We start from the raw sequence: 22,223 nt of genomic DNA on the forward strand, positions 1-22,223 counted from the left end.
CGGCGTTTATGGATCTTGAAACCGTATCCGCCGATGATCTTGGCCGCAGCCTTGCGGGGATCGGCGTGAACCTTCTTAGCCGCGATGTGCGTGGTCTTGCGGGGTTTCTCAGCGCTGTATTTGGCCTCAGCGCGCATCGGCTATCGGATGATTTCGCCATTTTGCGCCATGGCGCGATGATTTTGCAGATCCATTCCGATGCATCCTTTGCGCGTCATCCGCTGCCCAGCTTGATCCCTGAGAACCCGCCGCGCGGCGGTGGGGTGCAGATTTATCTTTTCGGGGTCGACCCCGACGCGGCCATTGCGCGCGCCGCAGCGGCGGGGCATGTCGTGGCCGAGCCTGCGACCAACAAGCCACATGGTTTGCGCGAGGCAACGATCCTCAGCCCCGAGGGCTATGCCTTCAGCCCAGCGATAAAGCGACCATGACCCAAACAGAACTGACGATCCACCGGCTTGGCCATCACGGCGATGGTATCGCGCCCGGCCCTGTTTTCGTGCCGTTGAGCCTACCCGGTGAAGTGGTTGCTGGCGTGGTTGCGGGTGATCAGATGACGGATACCAAGATCGTCAAACCCTCGGTTGATCGGGTCAGGCCCGCTTGTGCGCATTTCAAAAGCTGCGGTGGGTGCAATTTGATGCATGCCTCCGATGATTTTGTTGCGGTATGGAAAGCTGGGGTGATCGTGGCCGCCCTTGCCGCCCATGATCTGACCGCGCCGATCAAGCCCATCGCCACATCGCCGCCCCGCGCGCGGCGGCGCGCAACCTTTGCCGGGCGGCGCACCAAGAAAGGGGCGCTTGTCGGGTTTTATGCGCGCCGCTCGGATGTGATCGTGCCGATCAGCGATTGCCATGTCTTGGCCCAACCCTTGGTCGATCTGTTGCCCGTGCTGGCCGAGATCACGCAGATTGGCGGCTCGCGCGCGGCGACCTTGAGCTTTGCCTTGACGCTGACCGACACGGGCGTCGATTGCGCGGTGACGGGCGGCAAACCGCTTGACGAAGAATTGCGCACCGTCTTGCCCCGCTTTCGCGCCAGTATCGCGCGGCTGAACTGGGGCGATGAACCGGTCTATGCCGAAACGCTGCCCAGCGTGCATTTCGGCACGATTGCCGTTGCCCCGCCGCCCGGTGCCTTTTTGCAAGCGACCAAGGCAGGCGAGGATGCGCTGCTTGCCGCTGTGACCGCCGCGCTTGATGGGGCCAAGCGGGTGGCCGATCTGTTCGCCGGATGCGGGACATTTGCCTTGCCGTTGGCGCGCGCGGTCCCCGTGCATGCGGTCGAGGGGGCGGCGGCGCTGACCGCAGCACTTGATCACGCCATGCGCTACGCGACCGGGCTGAAGGCGCTGACGGTCGAGACCCGCGACCTATTTCGCCGCCCGCTTTTGCCGGCCGAGTTGGCGCGCTTTGACGGGATCGTCATCGACCCGCCCCGCGCCGGTGCCGAGGCGCAGGTGACACAGATCGTCACCGCGCAAATCCCGCGCGTTGCGATGGTGTCGTGCAACCCCGTGACATTCGCGCGTGATGCGGCCTTGCTCATTCAGGGGGGCTATCGCCTGAATTGGGTGCAACCCGTCGATCAATTTCGCTGGTCGCCGCATGTAGAGCTTGCGGCAAGCTTTACCCTGCCCCATCTCAGCCCTGTTTGAGGGAGTTATTATGAGTGACATGAGTGCTACCCAAATCGGGTTTCGTGCGCGGCTGGCCGCGTGGCTGGAACAGCCCATCATCCGCAACAGCATCATCGGCGTGATCTTGTTCAACGCCGTGATCTTGGGCATGGAAACATCGCCCAGCATCATGGCAGCCGCAGGCCCGTTGATCTTGGCGCTTGATCAGGCCTGTTTGGCAATCTTCGTGATCGAGCTGGTGCTCAAGATGGTGGCACTTGGGCCGCGATTTTTCCGCGTTGGCTGGAACATCTTCGATTTCGTGATCGTGGGCATCGCTTTGGTGCCGGGTGGGCAAGGCCTGTCTGTTTTGCGCGCGCTGCGCATCTTGCGGGTTTTGCGTGTCGTCTCGGCGGTGCCGTCACTGCGACGGGTGGTCGAGGGGTTATTGACCGCGCTGCCGGGGATGGGGTCGGTGTTCTTGCTGATGTCGATCATTTTCTACATCGGGGCGGTGATGGCGACGAAACTTTTCGGGGCAAGCTTTCCCGAATGGTTCGGCTCCATCGGTGCCTCGCTTTACACGCTGTTCCAAGTGATGACGTTAGAGTCGTGGTCCATGGGCATCGTGCGCCCGGTGCTGGATGTCTATCCCTATGCTTGGGCGTTTTTCGTGCCCTTCATCATGGTCACGACATTTGCCGTGGTGAACCTGATCGTGGGTCTGGTGGTCAATTCCATGCAAGACGCCCACGCCGCCGAAAGCAACGCGGCCACCGATGCCTACCGCGACGAGGTGCTGGATCGGCTGAGGAAGATCGAGGAGCGGTTAGAGAGGTAGGGTGTGCCTTCAGGCGCACCCGACATGAGCCGTCATCACGCCCGCTTTTCTAACCGCGCCACGCCCAGCACATCCAGCACCTTGGCTGCAATGTCGTCCGCGTTCATTCGGGCCACGGCATACATATCCTCGGGGCTGGCTTGGTCGATGAAGCTGTCGGGCAAGAACATCGACCGATACTTGAGGCCGGTGTCAAACACGCCTTCCTCGGCCAAAAGCTGCGCGACATGGCTGCCGAAGCCGCCCACGGCCCCCTCTTCGATGGTGATCAGCGCCTCGTGGTGGCGGGCCAGTTGCAAGATCAGATCGCGGTCGAGTGGTTTGGCGAAACGGGCATCGGCGATGGTGGGCGTGATGCCCTTTTGCGCCAAGGCCTCGGCGGCTTCGCGCACCTCTTTCAACCGGGTGCCGAAGTTCAGGATCGCGACCCGGTTGCCCTCGGCAATCATGCGGCCGCGCCCGATCTCAAGCACTTGGCCCCGCTCGGGCAGATCGACGCCCACCCCTTCGCCACGCGGAAAGCGGAAGGCAGAGGGGCCTTCATCATAGGCAAGTGCCGTGCGCAGCATATGGACCAGCTCCGCCTCATCGGCGGCGGCCATGACGATGAAACCGGGAAGGTTGGCAAGAAAGGCGATGTCGAAACTGCCCGCATGGGTCGCCCCATCGGCCCCCACCAGCCCCGCGCGGTCGATGGCAAAGCGCACGGGCAAACGCTGGATCGCCACATCATGCACGATCTGGTCATAACCGCGCTGCAGGAAGGTAGAATAGATTGCACAGACAGGCTTTAGTCCACCGGCCGCCATCCCTGCACAAAATGTCACTGCATGCTGTTCGGCAATGCCCACATCAAAGCAGCGGTTGGGAAAGCGTTCGGCGAACAGATCAAGCCCCGTGCCATCGGGCATCGCGGCGGTGACGGCCACGATCTGCGGGTCAAGCTCGGCTTCGCGGATGAGCGACTGGGCAAAAACCGCTGTGTAGCTTGGCGCGTTGGACGGGGCCTTTTTCTGCTCCCCCGTCTGGATATCGAATTTCGCGGTGGCATGCCCCCGGTCGGGGCGGTGTTCGGCATAGCCCTTGCCCTTTTTCGTGATCGCATGGATCAAGATCGGCCCATCGGCGCGCGCTTTGACGGTGCGCAGAACGGCCAAAAGCTGTTCCATGTCATGCCCGTCGATGGGGCCGACATAGGAAAAGCCCAGTTCCTCGAACAGCGTGCCGCCCACGGTCGCGGCCTTGAGGAGTTCCTTGGCCCGGCGCGCGCCCTCCTGAAAGGGTTCGGGCAAGAGCGACACCGCGCTTTTGGCGGCGGCCTTCAACTCCTGAAAGGGTGCGCCCGCGTAAAGCCGCGACAGGTAGGAGGACATGGCCCCCGTGGGCGGCGCGATCGACATCTCGTTGTCGTTCAAGATCACGATCAGACGCTTGCCCAGATGGCCCGCATTATTCATCGCCTCATAGGCCATGCCGCCCGACAGCGCGCCATCGCCGATCACGGCAATCGCATCGCCATGCCCGGTGTCGCAAGCCCCGCCCAGATCGCGCGCCACGGCAAAGCCAAGGGCGGCCGAGATACTGGTTGAAGAATGGGCCGCACCGAACGGGTCATAGGGCGACTCCGAGCGCTTGGTGAAACCGGAAAGCCCATCCTTCTGGCGGATCGTGCGCATCTGTTCGCGCCGCCCGGTCAGGATCTTGTGCGGGTAGCTTTGGTGGCTGACATCCCAGATCAGCTTGTCGCGCGGCGTATCGAACACGGCATGGATCGCCACGGTCATTTCCACCACGCCAAGGCCCGCGCCGAAATGGCCGCCGGTTTGGCTGACCGACCAGATGGTTTCCGCGCGCAGCTCATCTGCAAGGCGGCGCAACTCGCTATCGCTCAACCGCTTGAGGTCGGCGGGCGAAGTTACGCGGTCGAGCAAAGGGGTCGTCGGGCGGTTGGTCACTGGCTTGGCCTCCTTCGGCCTTACTTGTCGCGTTCGACAATGTAGCGGGCCAGCGCGCGCAGGTGATGCGCCTTTTCGCCATAGGGGGTCAGGGCGGCCTCAGCCGCAGCGACGAGGGCTTCGGCGCGCGCCTTGGCGGCGTCAAGCCCGAGGAGCGACACGAAGGTCGCCTTGCCAGCGGCGGCATCTTTTTGCAGCGCCTTGCCGGCGGTGGCGGCATCGCCCGTCACATCCAAAATGTCATCGGCGATCTGGAACGCCAAGCCAATAGCGCGGGCATAGGCCAAAAGTGGCGCGGGATCGGCCCTGCCCAAGATCGCGCCCGCAAGGGCGGGCCACTCGATCAAGCGGCCGGTCTTGTTGCCCTGCAATTCGGTGATCTGGTCGAGCGTCAGGGGCGCCTGCGCGGTCTCAGCCGCGATATCTTGCGCCTGACCCAAGACCATCCCTTGCGCGCCCGAGGCGCGCGCAAGGCTGCCCACCAGCGCCACGCGCTGCGCGTCATCGCCCGCGCGCGGATCGGCCAAAAGCTCAAAGGCGAAAGTTTGCAGCGCGTCGCCCACCAGAACGGCGGTCGCCTCGTCCCATTTCACATGCACCGTGGGCTGGCCCCGGCGCAGATCATCATCATCCATGCAGGGCAGATCATCATGCACAAGGCTATAGGCATGCAGCGCCTCGACTGCACCGGCGGCGAACATCGCCTGATCGCGGTTCACACCGAAGACCGCGGCGGTTTCCAGCACCAAGAAGCCGCGCAGCCGTTTGCCGCCATCCGTTGCATAGCGCATCCCTTGGGCCACGCGGTCATCGCCAAAGCGTGCCAACTCAACCGTCAGGAATTGCGCGATATCCGCCTGTGTCGCCGCGAGCGCTGCCTTGAACACGAGATCACAGCCCCTCGACCGGGGTGGTTCCCGTGGGCTGGCCACTGCTGTCGAGCGTGATCTGCGCGACTTTTTCTTCGGCCTCTTTCAGCTTGGTTTCGCAATGCGCCTTCAGCGCCGCGCCGCGTTCATAAAGCTTGATCGATTCCTCAAGCGCCACATCGCCACGATCCAGCGCGCCGACCACCTGTTCAAGTTCCCGGATCGCGTCCTCGAAGCTCATTGCCGCGATTGCTTTGGTGTCGCTCATGCGCCCCGCTCCTTCAATTCCGTGACATGCACTGCGGCGCAAGCCGCCAATGCGGGCAGATCATAACCACCCTCGAGAGTCGAGACCACGCGCCCGGCGCAGACCTCATCGGCGATGTCGCAAAGCCTGCGCGTGATCCAGGCGAAATCCTCTTCGTCCCACATCAGATTGGCGAGCGGATCATCGGCATGGGCATCGAACCCCGCCGAGATCAGGATCAATTCGGGCGCCCATGCGCGCAGACGGGCAAAGCCTTGGGTTTCATAGGCCCGCCGCATCGCCGCCCCATCCGTGGCGGGGGCCAAGGGCAGGTTCAGCACATTGTTCGACCCGCCACGCTCATTGGCGGCACCCGAACCGGGGTAAAGCGGCATTTGGTGGGACGAGATGAACAGCGCGCGCGGCTCATCCCAGAGCACATCTTGCGTGCCATTGCCGTGATGCACATCGAAATCCACCACTGCCACGCGCGAGAGCCCGTGATGTTCCAGCGCATAGCGCGCCGCGATGGCGACGGTGGAAAAAAGGCAAAACCCCATCGCGCGGGTTTTCTCGGCATGATGGCCCGGCGGTCTTGTGGCAACAAAGGCGTTCTTTTCCCGCCCGCCCAGCACCGCATCGATGGCGGCGATGCAGCCGCCCACGCCGCGCAAAGCGGCCTCCCACGAGCCGGGGCTGGCATGGGTGTCGGCGTCAAGGGCTGCGCGCCCGACCTCGGGCATCTGGGCGCGCACCCAATCGATATAGGCTTGCGGATGGCCCAAAAGCAGCATGGCCTCATCGGCCATGGGGGCAATCATGCGGGTCAAATCGTCGAATTCAGGGGCAGACAGCGCCTCGTTAATCTCGGACAGGCGCTCGACCCGCTCGGGGTGGCCAAGCGGGGTCAGGTGATCAAGGCCAGCAGGGTTTTCAACCAAAAGCGTCACGGCGGCATCTTTCCTCAGTCGGGGGCCAGCATATAGCCCGCGCCCCGCACGGTTTGAAGATAGCGCGGCTCTTTCGGGCTGACCTCGATCTTGCGGCGCAGGCGGGTAATCTGCACATCGACGGCGCGTTCTTGGACCTGATCAGCACCGGATTTATCGCGGTTGAGAAGCCCCACCAATTCCGTGCGACTGATCGGGCGATTTAGTTCGCTGGTGAAGATGCGCATCAAGGCGGCCTCGGTCGCGGTGAGCCGGACAAGGTTTGCGCCACGCCACATCTCGCCGCGCTCAAGGTCGTAGCGGATTGGCCCCAGATGGAGGATTTGCGGCAATTCCGGCTCGTCCACGGGCTTGGGCATGCGCCGCAGGATGGCGTTGATCCTCAGCAGCAATTCCTTGGGCTCGAATGGTTTGGCAAGGTAGTCGTCGGCCCCTGCCTCGAGCCCGCTGATGCGATCACCCGCTTCACCGCGCGCGGTCAAGAGCAAGATCGGCGTCGTCTGATTTTGCCTGATCGCGCTGCATAGGCTAAGCCCATCTTCGCCGGGCATCATCACATCAAGCACGATCAGGTCAAAGGCCAAACCCTTGAGCAGCCGCCGCGCCTGTGCCGCGTCGCGCGCAACGCTGGCCATGTAGCCGTTGCGCATCAGGAATTTCTGCAAAAGCCCGCGGATACGCTCATCATCATCGACGATCAGCAGATGCGCGCCGATTTCGCCGCTCATCTCGCACCATCCCCGCCGTCCATGTATTGCCGCCGCATCTCGAGGTTCATCATCTGCTCAAGCACGGTGCGAAATCCCGCAACCGCCTCGGGGCCGGCGGCGCGATAGGCGTCGCGCATGCGGCTGCGCTGGGCCTCGGACAATTCGCGCTCAAGGGCCGCGCCTTTGGGGGTGAGGAATAAATGCCGCTCGCGCTTGTCGCGGGTGCCGACGCGGCTGTCGACCAGACCATCCTCGACCAAGGTGCGCAGCACGCGGTTGAGCGATTGCTTGGTCACGCCAAGGATCGACAACAGGTTATTGACCGTCGTGCCGGGGCTGCGGTTGATGAAATGGATCGCGCGGTGATGCGCACGGCCATAGCCGTAATCTTGCAAGATACGATCAGGGTCGGCGGTGAAGCCGCGATAGGCGAAAAACATCGCTTCAATCCCGCGGCGCAGTTGGTCGTCGGTCAGGAACAACAGGCTTTCGCCCCGCCCCATCACATTCGCCGCATTGCGATCCGCCATATTCTAGCCCCTCGTTTGCATCCCGTTGGGGATTTCGATCAGTTTATGTCAGCCTTGTTGACTTTCCAAGAATCGATTGTTAGCGATTAGGGCGTTTTGCGCAATAATATGCCCGATACGGACGTAATCTGCGCAACATTCGAAAACCCGACCGGATGGAAGTGCCGGTGCAGCCTACAAGGAAGCGGACCGATGGCCGGAGCCTATGATGATCGTGATGGCAAGATCTGGATGGATGGCGAGTTGGTGGATTGGCGCGGGGCCAATGTCCATATCCTGACCCATGCGATGCACTACGCCTCCTCTGTGTTCGAGGGTGAGCGCGCTTACAACGGCAAGATTTTTGAGAGCCGCCTCCATTCCCAGCGCTTGCTGAAATCGGGCGAGATGATCGATATGCCGATCCCCTATTCGATCGACGAGATCGAGGCCGCGAAATACGCGGTGATGCAGGCCAATGGCCTGACCGATGCCTATGTGCGTGCGCTGGCATGGCGCGGCGCGGGCGATGATATGGGTGTCTCTTCCAAGCGCAACCCGGTGCGCATGGCCGTCGCGGCGTGGAGCTGGGGCAATTACTACGGCGACGCCAAAACTAAGGGGGCCAAGCTCGATATCGCCAAGTGGCGCCGCCCAGCCCCCGAAACCGCCCCCTATCAGGCCAAGGCGGCAGGTCTTTACATGATCGCCACTATGTCCAAGCACGCCGCCGAGGCCAAGGGCTGTTCGGACGCGATGATGTTCGACTATCGCGGCTACGTGGCCGAGGCGACGGGTGCCAATATCTTCTTCGTCAAGGATGGCGAGGTGCATACGCCCTTGGCCGATTGCTTCCTCAACGGGATCACGCGCCAGACCGTCATCCGCATGCTGGGCGAGCGCAACATCACCGTGCATCAGCGCCACATCATGCCCGAAGAGTTGGAAAGTTTTGAGCAATGCTGGCTGACCGGCACCGCCGCCGAAGTCACGCCGGTGGGCCAGATCGGCGACTACACCTTTGAAGTGGGCGCGCTGACCCGCTCCATGTCGGATGCCTATGAGGCGCTCGTAAGGGCGTAACCCTCAATGACGGGCCTTCATGGTCGCCCAGACCGCGAAGGCCCGTCTATCCTTGTTCGCTGTGCGTCGGTATAGTTTTACCGTCTCTTCCGCGACGTCTATGATTTGTACGACGTCGCTCAGTTGAAAGCGGGATGTAGGGTCGTAATCGGCGTTGTGACGATCCTCTTGCAACTTGACGAACAGGTTGCCGAAGTCCTGAATTTCCTGCGGAAACTTCGTCATTACCTTTCCGTTGCTGCATTGTGCTTTCGCAAACCCGTGTTCAACGGACCTGTAGGCTTGTCGCCATGCGGGTGCACTGCGTATTGATCCGGCAGTGCCGATCATTCCGTCGGCAACGGTTCGGCATACCTCATGAAACATTGCGTAATAGGCGCTGCTGACCGCACGTTTGAGGTCTGACTGCCGCGGCCGACGAGATGACCGGTTTGTGACCAGCAGTTTCGCCGTTCTGAGAAGATCAAGCGGCTGCAGCGGCGTCTTCCTTGACGGTCGCGAAGTTGAACATGGGGAATTCGTTCACATCAAGCGGGGTGAGGGCTTCACGCAGGTGGCGGATCAATCCGCGTACCGCGGTCGGATTGAGCCTGTCATTATCTGCCTCGAACACAATCTTGATCCGCAAGATGGGGTCTCCATCATGGTCTAGATCGCGCGCAACATCCACCCGCGCGATCCGGGCGGGTTCAAGTTCGCGCACGACAACGTCGTGTATTGCAGTGATCAGGGCGGGATCGGTTTCTTGTGTCATCATGCCATCAATATAGTCATTTCTTAACAAAAAGTGAATCTCGAAGACGCCACCCTGCTTTTGCTTGATTTTCGCGGCCATCGCGCTCAACATTTCGGGATGGTGATGCATTCCCTGCCCATCGGGCCCGCAGCGCGCACAGAGCAGGTGGCTTTTGACCGCCACGAGCTGGGCAATATCCTCACGCTTTATGGGCGCATGGTCGCCGCGGGTGAATGGCGCGATTACGGCATCTCGCATCTGAGCGAGGTCGCGGTCTTTTCGATTTTCCGACGCACCGCCGAGCATCCGATCTACCGGGTGGAAAAGCGCCCCCGCCTGCGCGAGCGGCAAGGGCAATATGCCGTGATCGGCATGGATGGTCGTATCCTTAAGCGCGGCAATGACCTGAAGGTTGTGCTGCGCGTGCTGGAACGCAAGCTGATCCGCGCGGTCGAGACCTAGCGGGGCAGCGCCAAGCGCCGGTAAGATGTCACCGCGCCGAACTCACGCGCTTCGATGCGTTCTACCGCCTCGGCCAGCGGTTCATAAGCGACGGCCATGTGATGTGCATTGGCATGCAGCAGCATGTGATCATTCGCCATGATGCCCACATGGCCGCGCCAAAATACCAGATCGCCGCGTTGTAGGGCCGCACCCTCGGGAAGGGCCATGCCCAAGGCTGCTTCTTGCTGGTCGCTGTCGCGGGGGCAGGGGATGCCACAGGCCAAAAGGGCCGCTTGTACCAGCCCGGAACAATCGATCCCCCAACGGCTTGTCCCGCCCCATAGATAGGGCGTGCCAAGAAACAGATCGGCAATCCCCACAGGGTCGGAAAACCGCGCACGGATCGGGGTGAGGTGCTGGGTAGGAATGTGGTGGCCAGTCTGGATGCGCAAAAATCCATCGCGCTCGCCTGCGACTTTGACCTGACTGCCGAAAAACAGCGCCACATCGGGTGGCGATTTGAAATCCGGCTTTGGGTAAAGATGGGTGGCGGGGGTGGTAACCCAATGGGTGGAATCCTCGGCCCCGGTCAGCGCGCCGGACAGGATATAGCCCACGTAATTGTCGCGCTCGGCCATGCCAAAGGCAAAGCCATCGGCCGTTTCCAGCGACAAGAACCGCTCACCGAACAAAAGCTGGCTGACCCGGTTGCCGCGCGGCGCATCGGTGATGTTGACCATGGGTTGCTGGACCATCATCCAGCGCCCATTGACGAAGCGCTCAGCCTCGACCTGTCCCTCGAGCGAGATATGGGCCACGCGGCCATTGCAAGGCGTGGTGCGTGGATCACTCATGACTTTACCCTTTCTTCGCCAAGCAGGGCAAATAGCGCGCGCGCCCCTTGGCCCAAGCCCCCCTTTGGCCGCCCCGGTGCGTTGGATTGGCTCCAGGCATAGATGTCGAAATGCGCATAGCACGGCACATCGGGCACGAAACGGCGCAAGAACAGCGCCGCCGTGATCGCACCGGCCATGCCGCCCGAGGGCGCATTGTCGAGATCGGCGATACCCGGCTCGATCAGCGCCTCATAGGCGGGATGGAAGGGCAGACGCCACACCGGGTCTGCCACTCGGCTGGCATGTCGTGCCAGATCGGCGGCGAAACCATCATCATCGGTGAAAAACGGCGCGATATCGGGGCCGACCGCCACCCGCGCCGCACCCGTCAGCGTCGCCATCGAAATGGTCAGATCGGCGGGTTGTTCATTGGCAAGTGCCAGCGCATCGGCCAAAACCAGCCGCCCCTCGGCATCGGTGTTGTTGATCTCGACCGTCATGCCATTGCGCGCGGTGAAGATGTCACCGGGCCGAAAGGCCGCGCCCGATACCGCATTCTCGACCGCCGGGATCAAGACGCGCAGCGTGAGATCCAGCCCCTCTGACATGATCATGCGCGCAAGGCCCAAGACCGTGGCCGCGCCGCCCATATCCTTTTTCATCAACCCCATCGATGCGCCGGGTTTGAGGTTTAGGCCGCCCGTGTCGAAACACACGCCCTTGCCGATCAGGGTCAGCGTCCGCTTGCCCTTGCCCCAACGCATCTCGATCAGGCGTGGCGCGCGCGCTGCGGCCCGGCCTACCGTGTGGATCAAGGGAAAATTCGCACTCAGCAAATCATCGCCGGTGGTGACTGAGATCGTGGCGCCGAACGCCCCCGCGAGATCACGCGCCGCCGCTTCGAGTGCCTCTGGTCCCATATCCTCGGCGGGGGTATTGATCAGGTCACGCGTCAGCGCCTCGGCGGCAGCGATGCGTTCCAATTGGGCGGCATTGACCCCATCGGGGGCAATCAAGCGCGCCTTTGGGCGGCTTTGGTCGCGATAACGATCAAAGCGGTAACACGCGAACAGATAGCCAAGCGCCAATTCCGCGCCATCAGTTCCCTTGGGTGGGTTGGACAGCAGATATGTCGCCTCTGGCAGCCCGGCGATGGCATGGCCAAGTGCAAAACGGCGACAAAGCCGATCTTGTGCTGTGCCCGAGCCAAGCAAGACCATGACAGGCCGCCCATCATCACCGGGCAGCGTGCAGCTTTGGCCCAAACTACCTTGAAAGCCGTGATGCTCGGCCCAAGCGCGCTGTGTCTGCGTCAGCGTATCGAGCGCATCGTCGCCTGCGACAAGCAAGATGGGCATAGCCGTTGGATCGGGCGCGGCGAAACATAGGTCTTTTTGCATGACACTCGGGCGGTTGAGGGCGATTTTCGTGTGCGGCCACACTAGCGCCATGCCCGGTCGCCGCAAGGCCCGTCACCCGGAAAGATCCTCCAAATCCCAGATCGCGTCGATGGAGCGATCCCCCACCCGCTCGAGCCGGGCCAAGGTCGCGGCCAAAGCGACGGGATCATCCCCGTCGAGGCAATCAAGCACATGCCGCCCCGCCTGTGCCAGCGTCGCCATGCCGATCAACCGCGCATCGCCGACAAGGGCGGCCAAGAGCTTTTCCAGCGCCGCGCGATCCGCCCGGAGGCGATCTAAACCAAGCTGGGACAGATGCTTGGCGATCCGTTCAAGCGCATAGGCAACCTCGGCCTCGGCACGATGCTCGCCCAAGCGGTCACATAGTAATTCAAGTTGGCTGGGGTTGAAGCGCGCAGGCTCTCCCAGCGGTAGGTCCGTTACACCCGCCCTCATTCATACGCTCCACACTTCTCCCCCACCACGGGCAGGCGGGACCATGCGATCCGGGTCTGAACAAAGCCTTATTGCCGCGTGAAAAATCGCCTCCAATTTGCGTGGCATTGGGCTAATGAGGTATCGGACATCCACGAGGAACGACTGCAAATGCACCGTGTCAAATCCCTGCCTGACTATCTGCTTGAACGCTACAAGCGCTGGAAAACCCATGAATTCCCCAGCAATCGTGACCTGTTTCGCAAACTTGCCATCGAAGGTCAGAACCCGCAGGCGATGGTGATCGCCTGTTGTGACAGCCGTGTCGCGGTTGGGCCGGTCTTTGGCCAACAGGTCGGCGAATTATTCGTGCATCGCAACATTGCCAATCTGGTGCCGCCCTATGCGCCCGATGGGCATCACCAAGGCACGGCTGCAGCGGTGGAGTTCGCGGTCAGGTTCCTCAAGGTGCGCCACATCATCGTGAAAGGCCATTCGCAATGCGGCGGCGTGCGCGGCTGTTTGCAAATGTGCGCAGGCGAGGCCGCCGAGCTGGACCAGATCGACAGCTTCGTTGGCCGCTGGCTGGATATTCTGCGCCCCGGTGTGACCCGGATCGCTGATATCACCGATGCCGCGCATCGCCAGACCGCGCTTGAGAAAGAGGGGATTTTGATCAGCCTCGAAAACCTGATGAGCTATCCTTTTGTGGCCGAGGCGGTTGATGAAGGCCGCCTGACGCTGCACGGGCTTTGGACTGATCTGGCCGAGATGGATCTTGAGACATTTGACGGCGAAGTGCGCCATTTCGTGCGCGGCTAAGCTTTACCGGCGGTTGTATGGCCGCTAAGGAAAACGCGGCGAAACAACCGACAGGGGTGAGTGGATGGATGGGATATTGGCGCTTGCGGCGGATAACCTGCTTTCACCGATCATCCTGTTCTTTGCGCTGGGGCTTTTGGCGGCTTTCGCCAAATCCGACCTCTCTATCCCCGAAGCTATCGCTAAGGGCATGTCGATTTACCTGTTGTTTGCCATCGGCTTTAAGGGCGGGGCCAGCGTGGCCGATCATGGGATCGACGCCAGGCTGTTGATGTCGCTTTTGGTGGGCGTGATCTTGTCCTTCGCGCTGCCTTTGATCGCGTTTGCGCTGCTCAGGGTGATGTCGCGGCTCGACGTCACCGATGCGGCGGCGGTTGCCGCCCATTACGGTTCGATCTCCATCGTGACCTTCGTGGCGGCCACCTCGGTCATCACCTCGGCTGGCCTGACATCTGAGGGGTATATGGTCGCCGTCGCCGCCGCGATGGAGGCACCTGCGATCTTGTCGGCATTGTGGATCATCGCGCGCTACGGCAAGGCCAGCGGCGAGATGGAAGATGGGCTGATGCGAGAGATTTTGCTCAACGGGTCCATCGTGCTTTTGGTCGGCTCCTTCCTGATCGGCTGGATCACCGGTGACGCGGGCATGGACCGGATCGCGCCCTTCATCGTGGCACCTTTTCAGGGTATTTTGTGCCTGTTCTTGCTGGATATGGGCCTTGTGGCGGGGCGTGGCCTGCGCTCGGCGCGCGGGGTGTTGACGCCGGGCCTGTTTCTCTTTGGCGTGGTGATGCCGCCCATCGGCGCTTTGTTGGGTTTGGGCGCGGGGCTGATGCTGGGGCTATCGACGGGTGGGGTCGTGCTGTTTATGACGCTCTGCGCCTCGGCCTCTTATATCGCGGTGCCCGCCGCGATGCGGGTTGCGCTGCCCGAGGCGAACCCTTCTGTCTATCTGACGCTCTCGCTGGGCGTGACCTTTCCCTTTAATCTGACGCTTGGCATCCCGCTTTATCTTGCGGTGGCCAGCGCCGTTACCGGAGGCTGACGCAGATGCAGACCCACAAGGCCAAACGGGTCGAGATCACCATCGAATCGGTGATGGAGACGCGCCTGACCAATGCCTTGATCAAGGCAGGTGTCACGGGGTTTACGGTGCTGCCGGTTCTGGGTGGCTCGGGCAGATCCGGCCAATGGACACGCGAGGGGCAGGTCAGCCGCGCGGGCGGCATGGTCAGCGTGGTTTGCATCATCCGCCCTGAACGGTTGGATGGGCTACTCGATGCGGCCTTTGCCGTGGTTGATCGTCATATCGGCGTGGTCACCGTCACCGATTGCGAGGTGCTCAGGGCCGAGCGGTTTTGAACGGGCGTTAACGCTTGGTTCATCAAGATCGGCGAGGGTGGCTGCATGTCGCAAAGCCGCCGCTTGATCATTGATCTGCCCGAACCGCTCTTCGCCGCGCTGGCCGAGGCCGCAGGGGGCAATGGTCGCAGCTTGCATGAAGAGCTTCGCCATCGCCTGCGCCGCAGCCTGCCGACAGAGGACAAAGGGGCGAAGAGGTCCGGCAGGACCGAGGAGCAGCTTTTTGCGCCCGTCCGGGCGCGTGTCGCCGCTGACATTGGCCAAGCGACAAGTTGGGATGATCTTCAGGCGCGGATGCGCGCCCATGGTTTTGTGTTTCGCGAACGCGGCGGGGGTTTGGCGCTGCACCGGATCTTAGATGGCGAAAGGCTTTGCAAAGGGTCCGAGATCGGGGCCGCCTATGCGGGTCTGATGCGCCGGTTCAACGCCCCCTTTCCCGGTCACGCGCACCGCCATCTGGTCCCACGTATTCTTGGCGCCGAGAAAATAACCCGTCCGGAACCTGATCCATGGGATGATGACAACCCGGTCTTGATCGCACCCGGCTAATCCCTCAGGGCTGCCAGACCAGCTCTTGCCCCTCGGGCCAAGCAAATGACAGGCCCATCTCGACCAGTTTCGTCTCACCGGGTGCCACCGACAATGTCCAAGCCTGCACCCCGCGCAGATCATCGACATCGCCCGTCTGAGGTTGCGACGTCAGCGTCATCGATAGGCGCAAATCCTCTTGCTCGGCAAAGGGTGTTGCATAAAGAAGGCGGACCGTCTCTGCCTTTGTGCCGGTGTTTTCTACCCCAAAGGCGATGCGGCGCTCTTGGGTATTGGCGGTGACGAAAATCCCGCGATCCCCCTCGGCCAGTGACCGATCGATCCAGACCAGGCGCAAATGATCGAGCGGACCAAAGCCAAGCTCGGCCTCGGCCCCCATGGGGATCAGCGGCAGCCACTCTTGCGCGATCAGCGCGCCATCGCGGAAATAGCGCGCGGGGCCCGGCAAGATCGGTGCACCGCTATCATTGCGCAGCGTGGCAAGCAGATATGCCGTTTGATCAAGGCGCGGCACAGCGCGGATTTCGCGCGCAACCTGCATGGCCAAGCGATCAAGCGGCAAGATCGCGCGGCCATCATTATCAAGGCTGACGGGGCTGCCATAGACATGGGTCACTGCCAAGCCGGTGACCGCCTGCGCGGCAATGCTATCGGTTGCCGCCTCCATCATCGGGGCCGCGCCAAGGCGCGATATTGCATAGGGTTGTGGCGATACGGGATCGATAAGCCGGGCGGGATTGGGCCAAAGCGCGCTTGGCGCGCGCGGGCGGTCCGGCTGGCTGGTTGAAAAGCGCATGGCGACGTCGCGCCACGGGCCGGAACCCTGCACCGCGACCGCGATGAAAGGCGCGATTTCCAAAGCGCCGGTCTCGCTGTCCAAATGCAGCTCATAGCTGGGTGACCAGCTTGCCGCTTGGGTGAAGTAGTCAAGCTTGATCTGCCCCTCGGTCGCGCTTGGGGCGTCGAGCGTAAAGGCGATGGCATCGACCGCCACGCCAAATGGGTTCAGCCGGTCCAGCGCATCTTGCGCCGCAGAAAGCGCGGCATCGCGGGTCTGGACCACCGCCTCCGGGGTGCGCCGCGCGATGCGCGCCGCATGCAATTCCCGCTCAAGCCGCGCGGTCTCAGCCCCGAGTGCTGCCAAAAGCTGCGGCAGGCGGTCGGGGTCCATATCGGCCATGCCGTCGCCCACCAATGTGCCCAGAAAGCGAAGCTGTGCTTCAAGCGCGCGCACCTCACCATTGACCAGTGCCAGATCGTCTTGGGCTTGGGTTAGCGCCAATTCGGCTGCGTCGCGCGCAGCGCGGGCTGCGGCCTGTGCAGGGTCGTCCAAGACCCCCTCGGCGATGGGATAGTCCGTGATCTTGCGCGGCTGTCCGATGGTCACTCCCTCGGGTGCGCTCAGCATGATACGCTCGGCCTGTGCCGCGTCTTGCATGGCGATCACGATCTGATGGCTGTCGGGGGCAATCGCGAGATCCGCGTGCCGGCTGACCTCGGCCCCGGATAGGTAGATCGTCGCCGCCGCGACATCGGCCCTGAGCAAGATATCATCGGCAAAGGCCGGTGCGGCGCCGATCATGGCCATGACAAGTGACAGGGCGATACGCATCATGGGGCGCTCCGTGATCGTGACTTTACATGGCACTAGACCTGCGGCTTTGCGACGGCTGAGACAATGAAAAACCGTGATGGCGCTGGCCGTTCAGCAAAGTTTCGCCGCTTGCCTGCGCCCTAGCCATGAAAAAGGCCGACCCCAGAGGGATCGGCCCGTTCAACTTGGCCAAAGGCCTTAGCCCTTTTTCAGCACCCGGTTGCCCAGCGTCTCGGCGATCTGCACCGCGTTCAGCGCCGCACCCTTGCGCAGGTTGTCACTGACGCACCACAGGTTCAGCCCGTTATCGAGCGTGCTGTCTTGCCGGATACGGCTGATGAAGGTGGCGTAATCGCCCACACATTCGATGGGGGTGACATAGCCGCCATCCTCGCGCTTATCGATGACCATGACGCCGGGTGCCTCGCGCAGGATATCGCGGGCCTCTTCTTCGTCGAGGAAATCCTCGAACTCGATATTGATCGCCTCGGAATGGCCGACAAAGACCGGCACGCGCACACAGGTGGCCGTGACCTTGATCTTGGGGTCGAGAATTTTCTTGGTCTCGACCACCATCTTCCACTCTTCCTTGGTCGATCCATCCTCCATGAACTTGTCGATATGGGGGATGACGTTAAAGGCGATCTGCTTGGTGAATTTGGTCGGCGGCTTGCTGTCGGTCGGGTTGTAGATGCTTTTGGTCTGGTCCCAAAGCTCGTCCATCCCCGCCTTGCCCGCGCCCGAAACCGATTGGTAGGTCGAGACGACAACTCGTTTGATCCGCGCACGGTCATGTAGCGGCTTGAGCGCTACGACCATCTGCGCGGTCGAGCAGTTTGGGTTGGCGATGATGTTTTTCTTGGCATAGCCCAAAACCGCCTCGGGGTTCACCTCGGGCACCACCAGCGGCACATCGGGGTCATAGCGGTAGAGCGACGAGTTATCGATCACCACGCAGCCCGCCTTGGCGGCCTTGGGGGCATAGATCGCCGTCGCCTCCGAGCCGATGGCGAAAAGCGCGATATCCCAGCCCGTGAAATCAAAGGTATCGAGATCCTTGGTTTTCAGGGTCTTGTCGCCAAAGCTGCATTCCGTCCCCAGCGATCTTCGGCTGGCCAGTGCCACGATCTCATCGATCGGGAATTCCCGCTCGGCGAGGATGTTCAGCATTTCGCGGCCCACATTGCCTGTGGCACCGGCGACGACGACTCGGTATCCCATATGTTTGGTCCTTACCCTTGTGGATGGACGGCACATAAAGGAAGCAGTCGCCAAGGAAAAGGGCCGTGGCGCTTGACATATGGCCCGACAGCCCGCATGTGCAGCTCATGTCGCTGCACTGCCGCGTGAGCAGTCGGACGGCGGGGTTATTCCCCGTGGGCCTGACAACGACAGCAAGTTTCTCCCAGTTCCCATTCACGCAGGGTTCTGACGATCGTGTCCCGATAATGGCGCGGTCGCACCCTCGTCCGCCATGCATGATCTGCGTGGCCCCTGATCGATGGCGTTCGCATGATGCGGCGCCCGAAAGGATATGAATTGTTTGATTTCGATATGCTGGGCCTGAACAAGGTTCTGCTCAACGCGCTCAAGGCCGGTGGCTTTGACAAACCGACCCCGATCCAGAACCAAGCGATCCCGCTGGCGATGGAAGGGCACGATATTCTTGGGCTCGCCCAAACCGGCACTGGCAAGACGCTGGCCTTTGGCCTGCCGCTCATCGCACATCTGATGGAGGCGGACACCCGCCCCCAGACACGGACAGCGCGCGCGCTGATCCTTGCGCCAACGCGCGAATTGGTGAACCAGATCGCGGACAGCTTGCGCCATTTCACCTTCAACACCCAGATCAAGATCGCCACCGTGGTCGGTGGTCAGTCCATCGGGCGTCAGATCGGCGTGATGGCACGCGGCACCGATATCTTGGTGGCCACCCCCGGCCGCTTGATCGATTTGATGGATCGCGGTGCGGTCGATCTGCGCCAAGCGCGCCATCTTGTGTTGGATGAGGCCGACCAGATGCTTGATCTGGGCTTTATCCATGCGCTGCGCCGGATTGCGCCCGCGCTTGGCACGCCGCGCCAGACCATGCTGTTCTCGGCCACCATGCCCAAGCAGATGGAAGAACTCAGCCGCGCCTATCTAACCAATCCGCGCCGGGTGCAGGTTTCGCCCCCCGGCAAGGCGGCCGATAAGGTCACGCAATCGCTGCGCTATGTGGAAAAGGGCGAAAAGCCCGCCCAGCTGCGCGAAATCCTCAGGCGTGATCCCACGGCGCTGACGCTGGTGTTCGCGCGCACCAAGCATGGGGCGGAAAAGCTGATGAAGGGGTTGGTCGATGACGGCTTTAACGCCGCTTCGATCCACGGCAACAAAAGCCAAGGCCAGCGTGATCGCGCGATTAAGGCGTTCCGCGATGGCACGATCAATGTGCTCGTTGCCACTGATGTGGCCGCGCGCGGCATCGACATTCCCGGCGTGGCTTACGTGATCAACTACGAATTGCCCGACACGCCCGACAATTACGTCCACCGCATCGGCCGCACGGCGCGCGCCGGTCGCGAGGGTGAGGCGATCGCCTTTTGCTGCGCCGAAGAGGTCGATCTGCTGATCCAGATCGAGCGGTTGATGAAGACCGAGATCCCCGTGGCGTCGGGCACGCGGCCCAAGGCCGTGAAGATGGAAAAACCCCGTCGCGGTGGTGGCGGCGGTGGTGGCGGTGGTGCCGCCCGTGGGCGCGGCCCGGGTCAGGGCGCCAAGCCTGCCGGTCGTCCCTTTGCCAGTGCCAAGCCGCAGGGTCGCCGCCCACGGCGTTCGCGCGCGGCGTGATCATCCTTTAGCCAGTGCTGTCCTTTGCCCAAAGGTAAAGGGCAAGCCCGGCGATGATGATCAGACCGATTAGGCCAAACAACGTGCCATAGGCTGTGGACGGGTCGTTGTTTCGGGCAAGGGCGGCATAGGTTGGGCCGGTGGCGAATTGCATCACACCCGCCCCGCCCATGCCGAAGAGGTTCAAAAGCGTCACCCCCCGCCCCGTCAGGTGTGGGGGGCAAAAGCTGCGGCCATGGCTGATCACCAGCGGATAGGATGCACCGCATAGCCCGATCAGTGCGAAAAGGGCGATGGCCATCCCGAAACCCTGCGGTGGGGCGAGCCAAAAGCTCAGGCATGCCAGCGCAACAATGGCATTGCCGATGAGGATGGGCCGCTTGCGGCCTCCAAAGAGGCGATCGGCAGGGCCGTAAAGAAAATTCCCCGCCACCATCGCCAAGCCCATGACGAGTGTCGTGTTGCCGATCAGCGCCAGATCGGCGCTAAAGCGATCCGCCATATAGGGGCTAATCCATAGCCCGCGCAAACCAGCGGCGGGCGCGTAGCACACGAACATCATTGCAAAGAGCGGCCAAAGCTGTGGCATGCGCAGCAGGTCCGAGAGCCTGCCTTTCGCCTCGCCCGCTGGTTTTTCGGGGTCGCGCACCAACAGCGCGATGGCAATCGCGATCACGATGGTCAGGCCCGCGAAACCGCCCACCGTCGCGCGCCATCCGAAAGCCGCGATCATCCAAGCCAGCGGTGTGGCCGACAAGATATTGCCAAGCGAAGACAGGCCCACCGTCACCCCGGCCAATGTGCCGAAGATAGCCGCTGAATATTGGCGCGCAAAGATGTAGTAGGTGGCCATCAAGATCGGCGCGCAGCCAATCCCGATCAGCACCATCGCCCAAGTGATCGCGCCGGGGGTCTGTGCCAGCGCAAAGATTGTCGCCCCGCCACCGCCGCCGATAAGGAACAACGTCGCCGCCGTGCGCCTTGGGCCCAGATGATCAAGCGCCCATCCCACCGGCAATTGCATTGCGGCAAAACAGATGAACCACAGCCCCGAGGCGCGAGCCAAATCGCCGGTCGTGGCCCCAAGCTCTTCCATCAAGACGGGTGAAAGCACCGCCAAGAAGGCGCGGTAAAATTGGCTCAGTGTGTAGGCGATAACCAGAAACGCGATCCCGGCGCGCATGGCGTTCCCCCTTCTCGTGATTGCCGCGCGACCCTGCACCTTGCATCCGGCCGCGACAAGCGGGCGCAGTATTCCTATTATTTTTGTCGGAAATATTGACAGCCCTTTCTGAAAGATGTTCAACGGCATCAACCCAACTGAGTGTTTCAGTCAGGTATAGGATTGACCAAACACGGAGCTTGCCATGACACGCACCCTTGCCGCCCTTTTGGGGACTGCCATCACCCTCTCGACCCTGACCGCCGCACAGGCGCAGGAGGTAAACCTTTATTCCTCGCGCCATTACGACACGGATGAGCGGCTTTATTCCGACTTCACCGCCGCCACGGGCATTACCGTCAACCGCATCGAAGGCAATGGCGACGAATTGATCGCCCGCATGCAGGCCGAGGGTGCCAATAGCCCCGCCGATGTGTTCCTGACCGTCGACACCGTGCGCCTTGCGCGCGCCGCCGCGATGGGCCTGTTGCAGCCGATTGAGAGTGCGATCCTCGAGGCCCGCGTGCCGGCTTACCTGCAAGATGACGACAATAACTGGTTCGCCTTTTCGCAGCGCGCGCGCATCTTGTTCTATGACAAGACCGAAGTGACCAACCCGCCGCAGAGCTATCAAGATCTGGCCAAGCCGGAATATGCCGGTCAGGTCTGCATCCGCTCGGCCACCAATGTCTATACGCAGAACATCGCGGCCGCACTGATCGCGCATCTGGGCGAGGCAGCGGTGCAGGATTGGGCCACCGCCGTGGTGGGCAACTTCGCCCGCGCACCGCAGGGTGGCGATACCGACCAGTTGCGCGGCATCGCCTCGGGCGAGTGCAACATCGCGATGTCCAACACCTATTACTATTCGCGCATCATCCGCGAAGGCGACAGCCAGATCACGCCTGAGCAATTGGCCAATATCGGCTGGGTCTTCCCGAACCAAAACGACATCGGCGCGCATATGAACGTGTCGGGTGGCGGAGTGGCGGCCAATGCGCCCAACCGCGAGAACGCGATCAAATTCCTTGAATACCTCACCTCGGAACAGGCGCAGCAGTATTTCTCGGCGGGCAATGATGAATACCCCGCCGTTCCCGGCGTGGGCTTGGCCCCTTCGGTTGCCGCGCTTGGCATCTTCCGGCCTGACACCATCGACCTGTCCGATATCGCGGCCAATGTTGAGGCGGCGGTTAAGGTGCTGAACAACGCCGGATGGCAATGATCTTCACCCTATAGGGTAAGACGCGGGCGCCTTTGGGTGCCCGC

25 protein-coding genes are annotated in these 22,223 nt (G+C 62.0%); 11 read left to right on the top strand and 14 right to left on the bottom strand.

Annotated features, from left to right (window positions below):
• Positions 1-8 precede the first annotated feature (8 nt).
• The 3 genes from KG698_RS07270 to KG698_RS07280 are packed head-to-tail and all read left to right on the top strand — an operon-like array spanning position 9 to position 2,462.
• The gene (locus tag KG698_RS07270) at positions 9-431 is read left to right on the top strand and encodes a glyoxalase (protein ID WP_213684892.1); all 423 of its coding nucleotides are present in this window, start codon (positions 9-11) and stop codon (positions 429-431) included.
• Entirely contained in the window at positions 428-1,660 is a 1,233-nt protein-coding gene (locus KG698_RS07275; RefSeq protein WP_213684893.1) for a class I SAM-dependent RNA methyltransferase, read from the top strand. The genes KG698_RS07270 and KG698_RS07275 overlap by 4 nt, the downstream gene beginning before the upstream one ends.
• Before the next feature lie 19 nt (positions 1,661-1,679).
• Positions 1,680-2,462 (top strand): ion transporter, encoded by a 783-nt coding sequence (locus KG698_RS07280; RefSeq protein ID WP_213684894.1) that lies wholly within the window; start codon positions 1,680-1,682, stop codon positions 2,460-2,462.
• Positions 2,463-2,497: 35 nt separating this feature from the next.
• On the opposite strand, the gene dxs is transcribed toward KG698_RS07280, so the two are convergent.
• The 6 genes from dxs to KG698_RS07310 are packed head-to-tail and all read right to left on the bottom strand — an operon-like array spanning position 2,498 to position 7,723.
• The gene (dxs, locus tag KG698_RS07285; RefSeq protein WP_213684895.1) at positions 2,498-4,417 is read right to left on the bottom strand and encodes a 1-deoxy-D-xylulose-5-phosphate synthase; all 1,920 of its coding nucleotides are present in this window, start codon (positions 4,415-4,417) and stop codon (positions 2,498-2,500) included.
• Positions 4,418-4,437: 20 nt separating this feature from the next.
• A complete protein-coding gene (locus tag KG698_RS07290; protein WP_367114059.1) occupies positions 4,438-5,268 on the bottom strand; it encodes a polyprenyl synthetase family protein in 831 nt (276 codons plus the stop codon).
• Between the two features lie 40 nt (positions 5,269-5,308).
• Positions 5,309-5,554, bottom strand: a complete 246-nt coding sequence (locus tag KG698_RS07295; RefSeq protein WP_213684896.1) for an exodeoxyribonuclease VII small subunit — start codon at positions 5,552-5,554, stop codon at positions 5,309-5,311.
• Positions 5,551-6,483, bottom strand: a complete 933-nt coding sequence (locus KG698_RS07300) for a histone deacetylase family protein (protein WP_213684897.1) — start codon at positions 6,481-6,483, stop codon at positions 5,551-5,553. Before KG698_RS07300 ends, KG698_RS07295 begins: the two co-directional genes overlap by 4 nt.
• A gap of 14 nt (positions 6,484-6,497) precedes the next feature.
• Positions 6,498-7,211 (bottom strand): response regulator, encoded by a 714-nt coding sequence (locus tag KG698_RS07305; RefSeq protein ID WP_213684898.1) that lies wholly within the window; start codon positions 7,209-7,211, stop codon positions 6,498-6,500.
• Positions 7,208-7,723, bottom strand: coding sequence for a MarR family winged helix-turn-helix transcriptional regulator (locus KG698_RS07310; RefSeq protein ID WP_213684899.1), 516 nt, complete (start codon positions 7,721-7,723; stop codon positions 7,208-7,210). The genes KG698_RS07305 and KG698_RS07310 overlap by 4 nt, the downstream gene beginning before the upstream one ends.
• A 192-nt stretch (positions 7,724-7,915) precedes the next feature.
• Here KG698_RS07310 and KG698_RS07315 point away from each other — a divergent pair, with 192 nt between their 5' ends.
• A complete protein-coding gene (locus KG698_RS07315; RefSeq protein ID WP_213684900.1) occupies positions 7,916-8,785 on the top strand; it encodes a branched-chain amino acid aminotransferase in 870 nt (289 codons plus the stop codon).
• 3 nt (positions 8,786-8,788) lie between these two features.
• Here the strand turns inward: KG698_RS07315 and KG698_RS07320 are convergent, their stop codons facing one another.
• Together KG698_RS07320 and KG698_RS07325 are read right to left on the bottom strand one after the other, a co-directional pair.
• On the bottom strand, positions 8,789-9,010 hold the full coding sequence (locus tag KG698_RS07320) for a hypothetical protein (protein ID WP_213684901.1): 222 nt from the start codon (positions 9,008-9,010) through the stop codon (positions 8,789-8,791).
• Between the two features lie 238 nt (positions 9,011-9,248).
• Positions 9,249-9,632: a hypothetical protein gene (locus KG698_RS07325; RefSeq protein WP_213684902.1), complete on the bottom strand. Its 384-nt coding sequence runs from the start codon at positions 9,630-9,632 to the stop codon at positions 9,249-9,251.
• Positions 9,633-9,638: 6 nt separating this feature from the next.
• Between KG698_RS07325 and KG698_RS07330 the strand changes: the two genes are divergently transcribed.
• Complete coding sequence (locus KG698_RS07330; protein WP_213684903.1) at positions 9,639-9,983, top strand: DUF2794 domain-containing protein; 345 nt, start codon at positions 9,639-9,641, stop codon at positions 9,981-9,983.
• On the opposite strand, the gene KG698_RS07335 is transcribed toward KG698_RS07330, so the two are convergent.
• The 3 genes from KG698_RS07335 to KG698_RS07345 all read right to left on the bottom strand — a co-directional run bounded on the left by KG698_RS07335 (position 9,980) and on the right by KG698_RS07345 (position 12,657).
• The gene (locus KG698_RS07335; RefSeq protein WP_213684904.1) at positions 9,980-10,819 is read right to left on the bottom strand and encodes an NlpC/P60 family protein; all 840 of its coding nucleotides are present in this window, start codon (positions 10,817-10,819) and stop codon (positions 9,980-9,982) included. The genes KG698_RS07330 and KG698_RS07335 overlap by 4 nt on opposite strands.
• On the bottom strand, positions 10,816-12,159 hold the full coding sequence (locus KG698_RS07340; protein WP_300983240.1) for a M17 family metallopeptidase: 1,344 nt from the start codon (positions 12,157-12,159) through the stop codon (positions 10,816-10,818). The genes KG698_RS07335 and KG698_RS07340 overlap by 4 nt, the downstream gene beginning before the upstream one ends.
• A 114-nt stretch (positions 12,160-12,273) precedes the next feature.
• Positions 12,274-12,657, bottom strand: a complete 384-nt coding sequence (locus KG698_RS07345) for a hypothetical protein (protein ID WP_213684906.1) — start codon at positions 12,655-12,657, stop codon at positions 12,274-12,276.
• 150 nt (positions 12,658-12,807) lie between these two features.
• Between KG698_RS07345 and KG698_RS07350 the strand changes: the two genes are divergently transcribed.
• From KG698_RS07350 to KG698_RS07365, 4 genes are all read left to right on the top strand, one after another.
• Positions 12,808-13,458 carry a carbonic anhydrase gene (locus KG698_RS07350; protein WP_213684907.1) on the top strand — a complete coding sequence of 217 codons (651 nt, stop codon included), beginning with the start codon at positions 12,808-12,810 and terminating at the stop codon, positions 13,456-13,458.
• Positions 13,459-13,522: 64 nt separating this feature from the next.
• Positions 13,523-14,503, top strand: coding sequence for a sodium-dependent bicarbonate transport family permease (locus tag KG698_RS07355; protein WP_213684908.1), 981 nt, complete (start codon positions 13,523-13,525; stop codon positions 14,501-14,503).
• A gap of 5 nt (positions 14,504-14,508) precedes the next feature.
• Entirely contained in the window at positions 14,509-14,820 is a 312-nt protein-coding gene (locus tag KG698_RS07360) for a transcriptional regulator (protein WP_213684909.1), read from the top strand.
• Positions 14,821-14,865: 45 nt separating this feature from the next.
• The gene (locus KG698_RS07365; RefSeq protein WP_213684910.1) at positions 14,866-15,369 is read left to right on the top strand and encodes a relaxase/mobilization nuclease domain-containing protein; all 504 of its coding nucleotides are present in this window, start codon (positions 14,866-14,868) and stop codon (positions 15,367-15,369) included.
• Between the two features lie 4 nt (positions 15,370-15,373).
• Here KG698_RS07365 and KG698_RS07370 read toward each other — a convergent pair whose 3' ends face one another.
• A complete protein-coding gene (locus KG698_RS07370) occupies positions 15,374-16,984 on the bottom strand; it encodes a mucoidy inhibitor MuiA family protein (RefSeq protein ID WP_213684911.1) in 1,611 nt (536 codons plus the stop codon).
• 177 nt (positions 16,985-17,161) lie between these two features.
• The gene (locus KG698_RS07375; protein ID WP_213684912.1) at positions 17,162-18,184 is read right to left on the bottom strand and encodes an aspartate-semialdehyde dehydrogenase; all 1,023 of its coding nucleotides are present in this window, start codon (positions 18,182-18,184) and stop codon (positions 17,162-17,164) included.
• Between the two features lie 318 nt (positions 18,185-18,502).
• On the opposite strand from KG698_RS07375, the gene KG698_RS07380 reads away from it, so the two are divergent.
• Positions 18,503-19,792, top strand: a complete 1,290-nt coding sequence (locus KG698_RS07380) for a DEAD/DEAH box helicase (RefSeq protein WP_213684913.1) — start codon at positions 18,503-18,505, stop codon at positions 19,790-19,792.
• A gap of 7 nt (positions 19,793-19,799) precedes the next feature.
• Here KG698_RS07380 and KG698_RS07385 read toward each other — a convergent pair whose 3' ends face one another.
• On the bottom strand, positions 19,800-20,975 hold the full coding sequence (locus KG698_RS07385) for an MFS transporter (protein WP_213684914.1): 1,176 nt from the start codon (positions 20,973-20,975) through the stop codon (positions 19,800-19,802).
• A gap of 184 nt (positions 20,976-21,159) precedes the next feature.
• Here KG698_RS07385 and KG698_RS07390 point away from each other — a divergent pair, with 184 nt between their 5' ends.
• On the top strand, positions 21,160-22,179 hold the full coding sequence (locus KG698_RS07390; RefSeq protein ID WP_213684915.1) for an extracellular solute-binding protein: 1,020 nt from the start codon (positions 21,160-21,162) through the stop codon (positions 22,177-22,179).
• The last annotated feature ends 44 nt before the right edge of the window (positions 22,180-22,223 follow it).

It is taken from the genome of Roseicyclus sp., from assembly GCF_018402035.1.
Taxonomy (GTDB): Bacteria; Pseudomonadota; Alphaproteobacteria; order Rhodobacterales; family Rhodobacteraceae; genus Roseicyclus.